Annotated in this window: 11 protein-coding genes; all 11 read left to right on the top strand. The window is 71.1% G+C overall.

Going from position 1 to position 16,002, the window contains the following annotated elements:
- Window positions 1-12: 12 nt before the first annotated feature.
- The 11 genes from AMYAL_RS0133920 (at window position 13) to AMYAL_RS0133870 (ending at window position 15,976) form a co-directional block, all read left to right on the top strand.
- Window positions 13-717, top strand: a complete 705-nt coding sequence (locus tag AMYAL_RS0133920; protein WP_020635748.1) for a thioesterase II family protein — start codon at window positions 13-15, stop codon at window positions 715-717.
- 82 nt (window positions 718-799) lie between these two features.
- Window positions 800-1,618, top strand: a complete 819-nt coding sequence (locus AMYAL_RS46735; protein ID WP_084702198.1) for a thioesterase II family protein — start codon at window positions 800-802, stop codon at window positions 1,616-1,618.
- Complete coding sequence (locus AMYAL_RS0133910; protein WP_084702197.1) at window positions 1,564-3,639, top strand: condensation domain-containing protein; 2,076 nt, start codon at window positions 1,564-1,566, stop codon at window positions 3,637-3,639. The genes AMYAL_RS46735 and AMYAL_RS0133910 overlap by 55 nt, the downstream gene beginning before the upstream one ends.
- Window positions 3,632-6,817, top strand: coding sequence for a non-ribosomal peptide synthetase (locus AMYAL_RS46730; protein ID WP_020635745.1), 3,186 nt, complete (start codon window positions 3,632-3,634; stop codon window positions 6,815-6,817). Before AMYAL_RS0133910 ends, AMYAL_RS46730 begins: the two co-directional genes overlap by 8 nt.
- Window positions 6,814-7,575: a 2OG-Fe dioxygenase family protein gene (locus AMYAL_RS46725; protein ID WP_020635744.1), complete on the top strand. Its 762-nt coding sequence runs from the start codon at window positions 6,814-6,816 to the stop codon at window positions 7,573-7,575. Before AMYAL_RS46730 ends, AMYAL_RS46725 begins: the two co-directional genes overlap by 4 nt.
- Window positions 7,576-7,634: 59 nt before the next feature.
- Window positions 7,635-8,498 (top strand): RimK family alpha-L-glutamate ligase, encoded by an 864-nt coding sequence (locus AMYAL_RS0133895; protein ID WP_020635743.1) that lies wholly within the window; start codon window positions 7,635-7,637, stop codon window positions 8,496-8,498.
- A gap of 7 nt (window positions 8,499-8,505) precedes the next feature.
- A complete protein-coding gene (locus AMYAL_RS0133890; protein ID WP_020635742.1) occupies window positions 8,506-8,844 on the top strand; it encodes a hypothetical protein in 339 nt (112 codons plus the stop codon).
- Entirely contained in the window at window positions 8,841-9,422 is a 582-nt protein-coding gene (locus AMYAL_RS0133885) for a hypothetical protein (protein ID WP_209447264.1), read from the top strand. Before AMYAL_RS0133890 ends, AMYAL_RS0133885 begins: the two co-directional genes overlap by 4 nt.
- Window positions 9,419-10,432, top strand: a complete 1,014-nt coding sequence (locus tag AMYAL_RS46720; RefSeq protein WP_020635740.1) for a BtrH N-terminal domain-containing protein — start codon at window positions 9,419-9,421, stop codon at window positions 10,430-10,432. The genes AMYAL_RS0133885 and AMYAL_RS46720 overlap by 4 nt, the downstream gene beginning before the upstream one ends.
- Before the next feature lie 96 nt (window positions 10,433-10,528).
- A complete protein-coding gene (locus AMYAL_RS0133875; protein WP_020635739.1) occupies window positions 10,529-10,699 on the top strand; it encodes a hypothetical protein in 171 nt (56 codons plus the stop codon).
- Between the two features lie 45 nt (window positions 10,700-10,744).
- Window positions 10,745-15,976, top strand: a complete 5,232-nt coding sequence (locus AMYAL_RS0133870) for a non-ribosomal peptide synthetase (protein WP_020635738.1) — start codon at window positions 10,745-10,747, stop codon at window positions 15,974-15,976.
- Window positions 15,977-16,002: the final 26 nt, after the last annotated feature.

Raw genomic sequence — 16,002 nt, 5'->3', positions numbered from 1 at the left:
ACCGGAGAACCCATGAGCCGTATTCCGCTGGTGTGTGCGCCGTTCGCCGGGAGCGGGGCCGCGTTCTTCCGGCCGTGGCGCACGCTGGCCCACAGTGACCTCGAGATCGTCCCGGTCCGGCTGCCCGGCCGCGAGCGGCGGATCCGCGAGCAACCGTACCGGGATGTGCGCCAGGCGGCGGAAGACCTGCTGCCCGGTCTGCTGACGGAGATCGGCGGCGCCGGGCAGGTGGCGCTGTTCGGCCACAGCCTGGGCGCCGTGCTCGCCTACGAACTGGGCCACCTGCTCGCGGGGACGCCGTCGGTCACCGTGGTCAGCCTGGTGGTGAGCGGTTCTCCCGGCCCGTGGACGCGGCGGGAACTCCGGGCGACCGGCTTGCCCGACAGCGAGTTCGTCGCCAGGGTCGGCGAACTCGCCGGGCACCACGACGCGGCACTGGAAGATCCCGAGGTGCGCCAGATGGTGCTGCCGACGCTGCGCGCCGACGTCGAGATGCACGAAAACTACCGCCCTGGCACGGATACCCCGTTGGCGGCACCGATCACCGCGGTCCGCGGCCGGGACGACAGCCTGGTTTCGGCCGAACAGGCCGGGGAATGGGCCAAGGCGACGAGCCGGGAGTTCGTCCTGCGGGAGCTGCCGGGGGAACACATGTATCTCGCCGATTCCGCGGCGGAGGTGCTCCGGGTGGTCGAGGAGTCGGCGGGGCTGAGCTGACCGCCGGAAATGCCTGCCGGGCCGGGTTTGTCGGGACACTCACTGACTTGTTCCCGGCACGTGATCCGGCGAATCTGATCGCGTGACTGAGTGGCTGCGGCATTTCTCCCGATCCGGGCGGGCAAGGGCGAGGTTGCTGTGCCTGCCGCCCGGCGGCGGTTCGGCCAGGATCTACCAGAACTGGGGTGAGCCGCTCGGTGCCGAGATCGACGTCGTGGGGGTGGAACTGCCCGGCCGCGGCGATCGTGGCATGGAACGGCCGATCACCGACATGGCGGAACTCATCGACGGCGTGCTGCCGGAACTGGACGGGCTCGACGAACTGCCGCTGGTCGTCTTCGGGCACAGCATGGGCGCCGTCGTCGCCTGGGAGCTCTGCCGGACCCTCCGCGCCACCAGGGGGTGGCTGCCCGAAGGACTCGTGGTGGCGGCCGCGGCGGCTCCAGGGAGCCTGCACGCGCCGAACTGGCGCAGCGAAACCTCCGATGAGGGCCTGATCGAGTTGATCACCCGCGCCGAAGGCCTGCCCGCGGACACCCCGCCGGATCCGCTGTTCCTGGAGTACATCCTCCCCATCCTCCGCGCGGATCTGACGGTGGTGAACGAGTTCCGGCCGGAACCGCGGCCGCCGCTCCGCTGCGACCTGCGGGTGTACCTCGGCGCCGACGACCCGCTGGCCGGTGAGGCGGAAGCCGTCGGCTGGCTGGCGGAGGTCGAAGGCACCGCGCGGGTCAGCACGTTCCCCGGCGGGCATTTCTTCCCGCGGGACAACGCGACCTCGATGCTCACGCAACTGCGGCAGGACATCCTCGGCTGTACTGGCCTCACGAAGGAGGTTTCGGCGCCATGGCACCCGGATCGCTCTCCGCGGACCAGTATCGACTACTCCAGCGACGTCTAGACGAAGCGGGCATCGGCAAGGCCGCAGACGGGATCCCCCGTCGCCCGGCCGACGAAGCGCAGAGCCCGGCTTCGCATGCGCAGGAACGGTTGTACTTCTTCGAACAGCTCAACCCTGACAGCGCGCTGTACGTCGTCGCCGGCACGCTCAGGATGCGGGGCGAAGTAGACGTGGCCGCGCTGCGCGAGTCCGTCCGTGTGCTCGTCGAGCGGCACGAGGCGCTGCGCACGGGACTGCGCGTCGACGACGAGGGCGGGGTCGTGCAGATCGTGCACCCGCCCGAGGCGGTGACGGTCGACGTGCCCTTCGCCCAGGTGAGCGAAGACGTGCTGTGGGACGAAGTCCGGCTCGCCTGCCGCCGTCCGTTCGACTTGGCGGGGCCGTGCCTGCTGCGGCCGATGCTGTTCCAGATCGCGCCGGACGACTGGCATCTCCTGCTGTGCGTGCACCACATCGTCGTGGACGGGTGGTCGCTCGGCATCCTCGCCGGTGAGTTCGCCCTCGTCTACGCCGCGCTGTGCGCCGGGACGAAGGCGGCGCTGCCGCCCTTGGCGACTCGTTACGTCGATTTCGCTTCGTGGCATCGGGACTACGTCTCCGGCGGCGCGCTCACCGGCCAGCTCGCGTACTGGCGGGAGCGGCTCGCCGGGGCGCGGGCGGTGGAGCTGCCCGCCGACGCCGCGGCTCGCCCGGACCGCGCGTTCTCCGGTGACGTCGTACCGGTGACCGTTCCCGCGGAACTGGTCGCCGCCCTGCGCCGCATCGGCGACGACGAAGGCGCGACGCTGTACATGGTGCTGGCCGCGGCCTGGGCGATCGTGCTCGCGCGGTGGTCGGGACGCCGGGACGTGGTGTGGGGGACGGCCATCGCCGGGCGCACCCGCACGGAGCTGGAAGGCCTGGTCGGTTTCTTCGTCAACACACTGGCGTTGCGGGTCGACGTGCCGCTCGCGCCGGGCTTCCGGGAGCTGCTCGGCCGGGTGCGGGAGGCCTGCGTCGGCGCCTACGCGAACCAGGACCTGCCGTTCGAACAGCTGGTGCGGGAGATCCGGCCGGACCGGGACGGCTTCAGCCGGTCCCCGATCATCCGGCACATGCTGGTGCTCCACAACACTCCGCGCCGGGTGGTCGAGCCGCCGGGGGTGCGCATGGACGTGCTGCCGGTGCACACCGGCACCGCCAAGTTCGAACTCGAGATCGAGCTGTCCCCGGCGGAAGACGGGGGACTCGCCGGTTTCGCGGAGTTCTCGACGGACGTGCTGACGGCGTCCTCGGCCCGGCGGCTGGTGGCCGCGGTGCTGGCGGTGGCGCGGGCGGGCGTGGCCGAGCCGACCCGCCCGGTGTGGGACCTGCCGCTGACGGAGGCGACCGCTCCCGCCCCCGGCGGCACGGGAGCACAGGTGCTGGACCGGTGGATGGCCCCGGTGCCGATCGGTGTCGTGGGGGAGCTGTTCCTCGGCGGAGTCGTCGCGGGGCAGGGGTTCACCGGCCGACCGGCGTTGACGGCCGCACGGTTCGTGCCGGATCCGTCCGGTACGGGCGCCAGGCTGTACGCGACCGGCGATCGGGCGCGACGGACCGCCGAAGGGCTGGTGGAAATCGTCGACGCGCCCGAACCCGTCGCCGAAACCGCCGGCGCGGGCGCGACCGGCCTGCCGGAGACCGTCGTACCCGCCGCCGGACCGGCGGTCGGACCACGGACCGAGGCCGAGCGCCGGGTCGCGGAGATCTGGGCCGAATTGCTGGGTATCGACGCCGGGTTCGACGTGCACGAGGACTTCTTCGAACTCGGCGGCCACTCCCTGCTCGCGGTCCGGATCCTGCACCGGATCCGCGCGGCCTGCCAGGTGGAACTGGAACTGGCCGACTTCTTCGAGGCGGGCACCGTCGCGAACGTGGCCGGACTGGTCGACGCGGCGGCGCCTGCCCGGCCGGTGGCGGCTATCCCGAGACTCGACCGCTCCCGGTTCCGGGCCCCCACCACGCCGGACGTGACGAAAGGCGAGAACGCCGATGACTGACCAGCAGGCGATCGCGGAGTCGTTCGTCTTCCCCGCCTCCTTCGGCCAGGAACGACTGTGGCTGCTGCACCAGATGGGGTCCGGGGCGGCCTATCACATCAACGGCGCGCTGCGGATGACCGGCACGGTCGACGTCCCCGCCCTGAGGGCCGCACTGCAGTTCCTGGTGGATCGCCACGAGGTGCTGCGGACCGGTGTCGAGGTCGGTGCCGACAGTGCGCTGACCCAGGTGGCGCTGGCCACCGCGGTGGCCCCGCTGAGCGTGGTGGACACGACCCGCGACGGGCTGGACGCGGCGATGCGCGCGGTGACCGAGCCCGAGTTCGACCTCGCCGCGCCGCCCTTGCTGCGGTCCGCATTGCTGCGGGTGCTCGACGGTGAGCCGGGGGAGTGCGTGCTGCTGCTGTGCATGCACCACGTGGTGGTCGACGGCTGGTCGCTGGGCGTACTGGTCGCCGAACTCGGCGAGGTCTACGCGGCGCAGCTGGAAGGCCGCGCCCCCGAGCTGCCGGAGCTGGAACTGCAGTACGCGGATTTCGCGGTATGGCAACGGGACTTCCTCGAAGGCGAGGTGCTCACCGGGCAGCTCGCCCACTGGCGCCGGACACTCGCCGGGGCCAAGCCACTGGAACTGTTCACCGACCACCCGCGTCCGGCGCGTTCCCGCTTCCTCGGTGACAGCGTGTCCGCCGACCTCGACGCCGGGCTGGTCGAGCGGTGGGCCACGGTGGCCGAAGCCGAGCGCGCGACGTTGTTCATGACGCTGACGGCGGCCTGGGCGGTGGTACTGCACCGCTGGTCCGGGCAGGACGACATCGTCGTCGGCACCCCGGTCGCCGGGCGCGGCAGCACCGAACTCGACCGCGTCGTCGGCTTCTTCGTGAACACGCTGCCGCTGCGGGTGGACCTCACCGGCGACCCGAGTTTCCGGCAGCTGCTGGTCCGGGTGCGGGAGGTGTGCCTGGCGGCGTACGCGCACCAGGACGTGCCGTTCGAGCGGATCAGCCAGGAGGCCGACCCGGACCACCAGGGCCCGCGGCCGCCGCTGGTGCGAACCATGCTGGCGCTGGACAACACCCCCGGCGAGCCGTTACGGCTGCCCGGTGTCACCGTGGAACGGCTGCCCGCCCCACGCGGCACCCGGTTCGATCTCGGCCTGGACATCGCGCCCACCACTGGCGGCGGCCTGAGTGTGATCCTGGACTTCGACGCCGAACTGTTCGACCGGACCACCGCGGCCGGTCTGCTGGCCGGGCTGACCGAGGTGCTGCGGAGCGCGGTGTCCGATGTGGACAGTCCGGTGTGGAGACTGCCGGTGATGCCGTCGCGCGAGTCGGCGCTGGTGACGGACTGGGCCTCCGGCGGCGAGTTGCCCGCGGGGCATCCGACGACGGTCGAGTGGTTCGAGGCTGCCGCGGACCGGGCGGGTGCCGAGAAGGCGCTGGTCATGGACGGTGGCGAGGCGCTGTCGGTGGCCGAGGTCGAAGAGCGCGCGAACCGGCTGGCGTGGTGGCTGCGCGGCCAGGGTGTGGAACGTGGGTCGCGGGTCGGTGTCTGCCTGGAGCGCAGTGTCGATCTGGTGGTGGCGTTGTGGGGGATCTGGAAGGCGGGCGGTGTCTACGTCCCGCTGGATCCCGGCAATCCGGCCGGACGCTTGGCGCGGATGGTCGCCGAGGCCGATCTGGTGAAGGTCCTGACGACAGAGTCTTTGCACGAGCTGCTGCCCGCCGATGTCGACCGTGTTCGTCTCGATGACGGTGATCTCGCGCGGGAGATCGCCGCGCAGCCTGCCGGGCGACCGCCTGTCGCGCTCGGCGCGGACGATCCGGCGTATGTGCTGTTCACTTCCGGCTCCACGGGTGCGCCGAAGGGTGTGGTGAACACTCACGGCGGCCTGATCAATCGGCTGCGGACGTTCGAGCGACGGCTGGACCTGACCGCACACGACGTGGCGTTGATCAAGACGCCGATCGGGTTCGACGTGTCGGTGCCGGAGCTGGTGTGGCCCTTGCTGACCGGGGCGCGGATGGTGCTCGCGGAGCCTGGTGGTCACCGCGATCCGGTTTATCTGCATGGTGCGATCGAGCGCCACGGCGTGACGATCTGCCATTTCGTGCCGTTGATGCTGCGTGCTTTTCTCGATTGCGGTGTCGAGGGCCGGTATCCCGCGTTGCGGGTGGTGATGGCCAGCGGGGAGGAGCTGTCCGCAGTTCTGGCGGGCGATTTCCTGCGGGCCTTTCCCGGCGTGCGGCTCATAAACACCTACGGCCCGGCGGAAGCGGCCGTCGACGTGACCCTGCACGAGGTCGCCGAACCACTCGGGACGCGGGTGCCGATCGGCGGCCCGGAGCCGGGAACCACGGCGTACGTGCTCGATCGGTGGCTGTCCCCGGTGCCGCCGGGGGTGGTGGGGGAGCTGTACCTCGGCGGTGGTCAGGTGGGGCTGGGATACGCGGGCAGGCCCGACCTCACCGCCGCGCGATTCGTGCCGGATCCCTTCGGCGACAAGGGATCGCGGATGTACCGGACCGGTGACCTGGCGCGCTGGATCGGCGGCGGCCTGCTCGAGTTCTGCGGTCGCGCCGACTTCCAGCTCAAAGTGCGCGGCCAGCGGGTCGAACCGGGTGAGGTCGAGGCGGCGTTGCGCGACTGCGAGGGCGTCGCCGACGTCGTGGTCGTCGCCCGTCCCGATCCGACGGGGGCGGTCCAGCTCGTGGCCTACCTCGTGGGCCACGACGGCGAGGCGCCGTCCGCCGAGCGGCTGCGGATCCTGCTCGCGGACCGGCTGACCCCGGCCATGGTCCCCGCGGTGTTCGTGGCCATGGAGTCACTGCCGAACTCCGTCAACGGGAAGGTCGACCGGGCGGCGCTGCCGGAACCGGAGTTCGGCCGGACCGAGCGTGCGGCCGTGGCGCCGCGGACGCCGACCGAGCTGCTGCTCGCGCGGCTGTGGTCGGAGGTCCTCGGTGTCGAGGAGATCGGGGTCCAGGACGACTTTTACGCGCTCGGCGGTGATTCGCTGCGGGCGATGACCGTGTTCCAGCGGGCGCGCCACGCGGGGGTCGAGCTGCCGATCCCCGTGATATTGGGAAAGCACAGTGTCGAAGAGCTCGCCTCGGCGGTGCTCGCCGGTCGTGCGGAAGGGCGCACGAACCAGGAAAGGGGAGCGGATCGATGACCGAGGAAGTCTTCACTCCGGAGCGGCCCGCTCCGCCGTATCGCGGGACGGCCTTCGCCGACCCGGCGGAACTGGCCGCGGACTTGGCGGCGGAAGGGTTCGTCCGGCTGTCCGGCGCACACTTCCCGATCGACGTGCTCGGCGCGGAATTCGCCGGGTTCCGGGCGGGCTGGGAAGAACTGAGACAGGACGACCAGCTCGTCGACGGCGGTTTCTACCGCTACCGGCGCTACGGCAGGTTGCACGCGGTGTCCACCGATGCCGGGCTGTCGCTCAGCCCGTTGCCGCATCGGTCGTTCCGGCAGGACAGCATCCCGATGTGGCGCGAACAAGAGCGGATGTTCGCCCCGATCCCGCCCGAGACGCTGGCCGACAGCTGCCTGCACGCGCTGGTGTCCACTGACCTGGCGCTCGCGTCCAGGGTGCGGGACAGTCCTGAATGGACGGTCGGACTGCACCTGATCCGCATCGTCGCGCGGACCGGGGAGAGCGGGTTGCCCACCCCGGAGGGCAGGCACCGTGACGGTCACTCGTTCGTCGGGATGCACTTGCTGCGCAAGGAGAACAGCGCGGGCGGCGAGTCCAGCATCTATCGCGACGGGCACCCCGACGTGCGGTTCACCCTGACCGAGCCGCTGGATTCGGTGCTGGTCGACGACACCGCCCTCTGGCACGAGGCATCCCCGATCTCGGTCCGCGACCGCACCGGCGGCCGGGCCGTGCGCGACATGCTGCTCGTGGATCTCAACCCGGCCTGAGCCGTTCTCGGCCCTGGTACCGGTCCGGTACCGGGTCTACCCCGACGCTGGAGTCTCCGATGCCCACTCCCATTGCCGTACTGGCTTCCCGTATCCGCCTTGAAGAGAAACTCATCCTCGGGGCGCTCGAAAAGCGGGGCGCCGTCCTCGACGTGATCGACTCCCGGCGGCACCCGTTCCGGCTCGACGGGCGCGAGCTGCCCTACGCCGGGGCGCTGAGCCGCGAGATCTCGCACACCCGCAACGTCTACGGCACCAGGCTGCTCGAACACGCCGGGCTGACCGTGGTCAACAGCTACGACGTCATCTCGTTGTGCGGGGACAAACTGCTCACCGCGCTCGCGTTGCAGGACGCGCGGCTGCCGGTGCCGAAGGCGATGGTGAGCCTGTCGCCGGACCACGCTCTCGACGGCCTGACCGAGTTCGGCTTCCCGATGGTGATCAAGCCGGTCATCGGCTCGTGGGGACGGCTCGCGTCGCGGCCGAAGGACAGGGAGGCCGCGGAAACCCTGATGGAGCACCGGGCCGCGCTGGCGAGCCCGCAGTATCAGGTGGTGTACGCGCAGGAGTACGTCGACAAGCCGGGCCGCGACATCAAGGCGTATGTGATGGGCGGTGAGGTGGTCGGCGTCATCTACAAGGTGTCCGACGAATGGCGCACGAACACCGCGCGCACCGGACGGGCGGAGCGCTGCGATCCCAGCGACGAGCTGGTGAAGCTGCTGGTGGCGGTCGCCGAGGCGATCGGCGAAGGGGTGTACGGCATCGACGTGCTCGAAGATCGTGACGGCCGGTTCTACGTCAACGAGGTCAACCACACCCCGGAGTTCCACGGCGCGGTCGAGGTGCTCGACACCGATCTGGTCGGCGCGTACGCGGATTACGTGCTGCGCAGGCTTCCCTCGGCGTTGAGCGCCGGCTGAGATGCGCATGGGATTCACCGCCTGCGACCTGCCGCTCGCCGGACAGCACTGGGAGATCCCGCCCGGCCGGTACGACTGGGTGTGCCTGCTGCTGGAAGGCGCTCCGCGAACCGGCTGGGAGGAGACCGTCTGGCTGCACTACCGCGGCGGGGCGGACCCTGAGTTCCTGCGGCCGTTGCCGGAGGAGTCCGCGGACCGGCCGGGGACCGTGCTCGCCAGGATCGGGGTCGCCAGGCGTGACGACTTGACCGCGCTCGTGCTGCCCGTGCTGGCCGATGCCCGTGTGGTCGCGTTCGCACTTCTGGAGTCCTCTGTGGACGTTCGACGGGCCGAGGGGGTCGCGTGATGGCGGACACCGGGATGCGGAGCCTTTCGCTGCTGGAACACGTCAACAACACCGGTCTGAGCACTGTCGGAGACCTCGCCGCCGCCGGGTTCAACATCTGGGGCAACAGCTTTCCCGCGGCGGACCTGCCGTCGCCGGGCGCCACCTCCGTCGTCGGCGGGGTGCCGTTCCGGTTCCCCGAGCGCGCCCCGGACGGGCGGGACAACGTCCGCTGCCGCGGCCAGCGGATCGACGTCCCCGAAGGCCGGTGGGACTGGGTGCACGTACTCGGCGCCGCCGAGCGCCGCACCGAGGACCCGCTGCTGCTGCGGTACGCCGATGGCACCGTGCGGCCGCAGTGGCTGCGGATGTCCGACTTCTGGCCGGAGACCGAGCCGCGGTTCGGCGAACTGCTCGCCTACCGGTGCGCCACGATGCACTACCCGCGGCACGTCCAGCGGACCACCGCCCCGGCGATCTGGGCGCAACGGGTCCCGCTGTCGGTGCCGGACGGCGTCGTGGCGCTGGAACTGCCGGACAATCCGGCGCTGCACCTGTTCGCGATCACGCTGCAGGCGGGGGAGAGGGTGGCGGTATGAGGGTCGAACTGCCGGGGATCGAGCATTGGCGCCACGATCTCGGCCACTGCCTGCAGACCACCGCGGGGGTGCTGCTGGGCTTCCACGGGGCCGATCCGATCGACGTGCTCGGCGCGGGCTGGGGCTTCGGCTACCGGGCCGGGGACGTCCGCCGCGAGGAGTACTACTTCCCTTGCCTGCGCGGCTCGTTGTTCGCCAGCATCGCGCCGCATCACCCGATCACCTCGACCTGGCACGAGCCCGCCGACGCCGAGCAGGGCTGGCAGGAGGTCAGGGCCGCGGTGGCGGCGGGGCAGCCGGTGGCGGTGGCCGCGGACAACTACCACCTGCCGTTCCGGCCGGCCTATCGAGACGTGCACACCAACCATCTTCTGGTGGTGTACGGCTTCGACGACGAACGCGGCGTGGCGCTGGTGATCGACTCGGTGCCGCCGCGATTCCAGGGCGAGATCACGATTTCGGAGCTGACCGCCGCCCGAGACTCGGCGAACCCCGTCGTCCACGACCGGGACCTGTTCTTCACCGCCCGGCCCATCGGAAACCGGTGGCTGGAGGTCGGTGTGGAGCATCCGCTGCCCAAACTGGACCGTGACCGGCTGAGCGCGGTGCTCACCGCGAACGTCGCCGGGTACACCGGGGACGGCGACGGAGGCCAGGAGTACCACGGACTTCCCGGCCTGCGCCGGTTCTTGACCGACTCCTCCGCCCGGCTCGCCGACGGTGACCCGGCGGTGGTCGACGAGGTGTTCGTGGTGGGAGGCACCGCACTCGCGGTGTCCGGACTGCACGGCGATCACCTGGCCGCCGCCGCCCGCCGCTTCGCCGAACCGGCACTGGCCGAACTGGCGAGGGAGGTCGACCGGATCGCGCACCACTGGTCGGCGGTACGCATCATCGTGGCCGCCGGCCGGGAGGATCCCGCCGCCGCGGCCCGCAGCCTCACCACCCGCACGACCGCCCTTCTGGCCGACTACACCCGGACCCTGAACCGCATGTCGCGCTTCGCCTGACACGGCGTTCCAGTCGGGGACTTCCCCGACTGGTCGCGGGACGGCCTCCCGGCACATGCTGGGCCTTCACTGCTGGTGCTGGGTTGAGGAGGCGTAATGACGGCGACAGCGTGCCCGGAGTGCGAAGGGGCCATCGAGGTCCAGGACTCCGCGCGACAGAACGAGATCGTCGAGTGTCCGGACTGTCTCAGCGAGCTCGAAGTGGTCACCAAGGACCCGCTGGTGGTCGCGATGGCGCCGGAGGTCGAAGAGGACTGGGGCGAATAGCGGCGCCGAGGACAGGGCCGGACATCCGCGTACAGGAGTGAATCCATGAGACTGCCCACCCAGCGAGCCGATCTCATCGGGCTGCTCACCGGCCGGTCGGCCGAACAGCCGTCGGACGTCGCGTACGTGTTCGCCGACGGCGAGGGTGGCGAGCGCCCGGTCACCTACCGGGAGCTCGACACCGCCGCACGGGTCGTGGCGGTCCGGCTGCTGGCCGCCGACGTGCGGCCCGGTGACCGGGCGCTGCTGCTCTACCCACCCGGCGCGGAGTACGTCACCGCGTTCTTCGGCTGCCTGTACGCCGGGGTGACGGCGGTGCCGGTGTATCCGCCGGCGAATCGGCTGGGACTGGAGCGGGTGCTCGCGCTGTCCGCGGACTCCGGCGCGGTGGTGGCCATGACCGACGCGGCGAGCCTGGCCGCCGTCCGCGCGCGGTTCGACGGCCCGGACGGCCCCGGTGTCGAATCCGTCCGGTGGCTGCTGGCCACCGAAGACACCGACGTCGCCGAGGCAGGGGAGTGGACGGCCGGATCCCCGGATCCGGCCGCGATCGCGTTCCTGCAGTACACCTCCGGCTCCACCGCGCGGCCGAAGGGTGTCCTGGTCAGCCACGGCAACCTGCTGGAGAACTCGGCGGTGATCGCCGGCGTGCTCTCGCCGGATCAGGACACCCGCAGCGTGAGCTGGCTGCCGCCGTACCACGACATGGGCCTGATCGGCGGGATCCTTCAGCCGCTCTACAGTGGATTCCCAGGGATGTTGCTGTCCCCCTTGGCTTTCCTGCATCGTCCGGTGCGCTGGCTGCGGGCGATGAGCGATTTCGGCGCGACGGCCAGCGCGGCTCCCGACTTCGCCTACGCCGAATGCGTGCGCCGTGTCAGCGACGAGGAGGCCGAGGGGCTGGACCTGAGCCGCTGGCGGCACGCGCTGGTCGGCGCGGAGCCGGTGCGCTCGCAGACTTTGCGTGCCTTCGCCGAACGCTTCGGCCCGGCCGGGTTCCGCGCCGAAGCGTTCCTGCCCTGTTACGGGCTCGCCGAGGCGACGTTGTTCGTGACCGGCGTGTCGAAGCCCGCTCTCCCGACCGAGCTGACCGTCGATCGTGGCGAGCTGTCCGCGGGCACCGCCGTCGAGGCCGGATCGGGCGTGACACTGGTCGGCTGCGGGCCGGTTCAAGGTGCCGCGCTCGTCATCGCCGACCCGGTGACTTTCCGCGAGTGCCAGGACGGGAGTGTCGGCGAAATCTGGGTCAGCGGGCCTTCGGTGACCGCTGGCTACTGGCAGGCTCCGGAAGAGACCGCGCGCGCGTTCGGCGCCAGGCTGGCCGACGACGACCAGGACCGGACCTGGCTGCGTACCGGCGATCTCGGTTTCCAGCGCGCCGGTGAGCTCTTCGTGACCGGCAGGCTCAAGGAGCTGATCGTGGTCCGCGGGGCGAACCACTACCCGGCCGACATCGAGCTGACCGCGGCGCGGGCGGGCGCGGTGCTGGCCGCGGGCCGGGGTGCCGCGTTCGCCGTCGAAGACGCGGAAACCGAGCGGGTCGTCCTGGTGCACGAGGTGGCCAGAGGCTTCGCATCCGCCGATCTCGCGGAGACAGTCCGCGCGGTACGCGAAGCCGTCACCGGTGAACATGGACTCGACCTGCACGACATCGCGTTGGTACGCCCCGGAAGTGTGCCGAGGACCTCCAGCGGCAAGGTCCGCCGGTCCGCCTGCCGGGACGCCTACCTCGACGGGACGCTGCCGGTGCTGGTCACCATGACGGTCCCGGACACCGGGCAGCCCGAAAACCTGGCAGGCAAAGCGCACGACGCAGTGGCCGAGCTGGTCGCCGAAGCGCTCCAGCTCGCCCCTTCCGCGCTGGAGCCGGACCGGCCGCTCGTCGGCCAGGGCCTCGACTCCCTGCGCGCGATGCGGTTGCGCGCGGCATTGCAGACCGAGCTCGGCGTCGAGGTGGCACTGGACTGGCTGCTGTCCGGCGGGACGGCGGCGGAGATCGCCAAGACCACACGGGAAGGCACCCGCGCGGACGGGATCCCGCGGCTCGACGACGCCACGACGGCCCCCGCGTCGTTCGGGCAGGAGCGGTTGTGGCTGCTCGACCAGGTCGGCGCCTCGTCCGCGTATCACATCGCCGGTCGCGTCGACTGGTCCGGCGAACCCGGCCACCAGGCCCTGCTCGACGGAATCCGCCTGCTCATCGACCGGCATGCCTTGTTGCGCACCGGTTTCCGGCTCGACGCCGATGGCCAGGTCGGACAGCACGTGGTCGCCGACGCCGCGGCCCGGTTCGACCTTCCGGTGTCGCAGGTGGCGGACGACGCGGCGCTCGACGAAGCCTGCGCGCGGCTCGCCGCGGAACCGTTCGACCTCGGCTCGCCGCCGTTGCTGCGCGCGGCCCTGATGCGGGTCTCCGCGACTGACCGGTGGGTGCTCGCGTTGTGCGTGCACCACATCGTGGCCGACGACACCTCGCTGGGCATCCTGACCTCGGAACTGTCCACAGTGTACGAAGCACTGGCCGGTGGCGCCGTTCCCGTGCTGCCCGAAGTGCCGACGCGGTACCGGGATTTCGCCGCGTGGCAGCGGGAAACGGACTCTCGCGAAGGCTTCGGCGAGGCCGACGCCTATTGGCGGGAACGGCTGGCAGGCGCGGTCCCGCTGGAACTGCCCGCCGACGGGCCGTCGGAGGCGACCCGATCGTTCGAGGGCGCCACGCTGGCCGCCGAAGTCCCGCCGGACCTGCTCTCGAAGGTGCGCGAACTGGCGGCCGCCCATGAGCTGACGCCGTTCATGGTGCTGGCCGCGGCTTGGTCGGTGGCGCTGTCGCGGTGGTCCGGGCAGGTCGACGTGGTACTCGGCACGGCCACCGCGGGCCGGTCCCGCCCGGAACTGTCCGAAGTGGTCGGTTTCTTCGCGAACACCCTGCCCTTGCGGGTGAATCTCGGCGACGACCCGAGCTTCGGCGAACTGCTGGGCCGGGTACGGGAAGCCTGCCTGGGGGCGTACGCGCACCAGGAACTGCCCTTCGAACGGATCGTGCGCGCCGCCGGGCAGGATCAGGCAGGCGCGCACGGGCTGTCGATCGTGCGGAACCTGCTCGTGCTCCGTGACCGGCTGCCGGTTCTGGGATCGGTCCAGGTCGAGCAGATCCCCACGGCGACGGCGAAGTTCGATGTCTCCCTCGAGTTCTCCCCGGCCGAGACCGGCGGCCTGACGGGTTTCCTGGAGTACGCCAAGGACGTTCTCACCGAAACCGCGGCCGCCGGGCTGGTGTCGGCTTTCGCGGAGGTGCTGCGGGCCGGCGTCGCCGATGCCGGGCTCCCGGTGTGGCGGCTGCCGATCATGCCCCGATCCGGGGAAGCAGGCGTCCTCCAGATCGGTTACGGCGGCGAGCCGTCCACAGGGCACCCGACGACGGTCGAGTGGTTCGAAGCGGTCGCGGATCAGGCGGGCCCCGAGAAGGCCCTGATCATGGACGGCGGCGAGGCGCTGTCGGTGCCCGAGGTCGAAGAGCGCGCGAACCGGCTCGCGTGGTGGCTGCGCGGCCAGGGTGTGGAACGCGGATCGCGGATCGGGATCTGCCTGGAGCGCAGCACCGACATGGTCGTGGCGTTGTGGGGGATCTGGAAGGCGGGCGGCGTCTACGTCCCGCTGGATCCGGCCAATCCCGCCGGACGGCTGGCGCGGATGGTCGCCGAGGCCGATCTGGTGAAGGTCCTGACGACGCAGTCTCTGCACGAGCGGCTCCCGGCCAGTGTCGACCGTGTTCGTCTCGACGACGGCGACCTCAAGCGGGAGATCGCCGCGCAGCCCGCCGGGCGACCGGCCGTCGTACTCGGCCCGGAGGACCCGGCGTACGTGCTGTTCACCTCCGGCTCCACGGGTGCGCCGAAGGGCGTGGTGAACACCCACGGCGGCCTGACGAATCGGCTGCGGACGTTCGAAGAACGGCTGGACCTGACCGCACACGACGTCGCGCTGATCAAGACGCCGATCGGGTTCGACGTGTCGATGCCGGAACTGGTGTGGCCGCTGCTGACCGGGGCACGGATGGTGCTCGCGGAACCCGGTGGTCACCGCGATCCGGTGTACCTGCACGGCGTGCTCGAACGCCACGGCGTGACGATCTGCCACTTCGTGCCGTTGATGCTGCGCGCTTTCCTCGAATGCGGTGTCGAGGGCCGGTACCCGGCGCTGCGCGTGGTGATGGCCAGCGGGGAAGAGCTGCCCGCCGTGCTGGCAAGCGATTTCCTGCGGGCCTTCCCCGGCGTGCGGCTCGTCAACACCTACGGCCCGGCGGAAACGGCCGTCGACATAACCCTGCACGAAGTCGCCGAACCACTCGGAGCGCGGGTGTCGCTGGGTGGCCCGACCCCCGGCGTGACGCTGTACGTGCTGGACCGGCGGTTGTCCCCGGTGCCGGTGGGCGTGGTCGGCGAGCTGTTCATCGGCGGCTGCCAGCTCGCGTCGGGTTACGCGGGACAGCCGAGGCTGACCGCCGCCAAGTTCGTGCCGAGCCCGTTCGGTGACGGCGAGCGGCTGTACGCGACCGGGGACCAGGTCCGGTGGATCGACGACGGGACGCTGGAGTTCTGGGGACGGCTGGACTTCCAGATCAAGATCCGGAGCCAGCGGGTGGAGCTGGGTGAGATCGAGGCGGCGCTGCGGGAGATCGAGGGAGTCGTCGACGCCGTCGTCGTCGCCCCCGAGGATCCGCGGGGCGGGCGGTTCCTGGCGGCGTACCTGGTGTCCGACACCGCGACCCCGCCGGAGTCCGACCGGTTGCTCGCCGTGCTGAGGGAGCGTCTGCCGTCGCATATGGTCCCGGCCGTGTTCACCTGGTTGCCGTCGATTCCGGTGTCCGCGAACGGCAAGGTCGACCGGCCGTCGTTGCCCGCCGTCACCCTGACCAGGGACAGCGAGATCCCGCATGTCGCACCGCGGGACGAGCTGGAGACGCGGCTCGCCGAGATCTGGACCGAGGTCCTCGGTGTGCCGGGGATCGGCGTGCACGACAGCTTCTTCGACCTCGGCGGGCATTCGCTGCTCGCCACCAAGGTGCTGAGCCGGATCAGGGCGATCCTGCGCGTCGAACTGCAGCTGGCCGATCTGCTCACCGCGCACCTGACCGTGGAGCTGCTCGCCGAACAGGTGCGGTCGCGGCGGCTCCAGCAGGCGTCGCCATCCGACCTGCGGGAGGTGCTCGCCATGGTGGCGGAACTGTCCGAATCCGAGACCGCGGCGCGGCTGGCGGTGAACCCGGAAACGTTGTGAGCAAGGGAAATCGACGCTGTCAGTGG

The sequence above is a fragment of the Amycolatopsis alba DSM 44262 genome, from assembly GCF_000384215.1.
Lineage (GTDB): Bacteria > Actinomycetota > Actinomycetes > Mycobacteriales > Pseudonocardiaceae > Amycolatopsis > Amycolatopsis alba.
The sequence above is the reverse complement of the archived record's forward strand: the minus strand, read 5'-3'. Positions and strand labels throughout refer to the sequence as shown.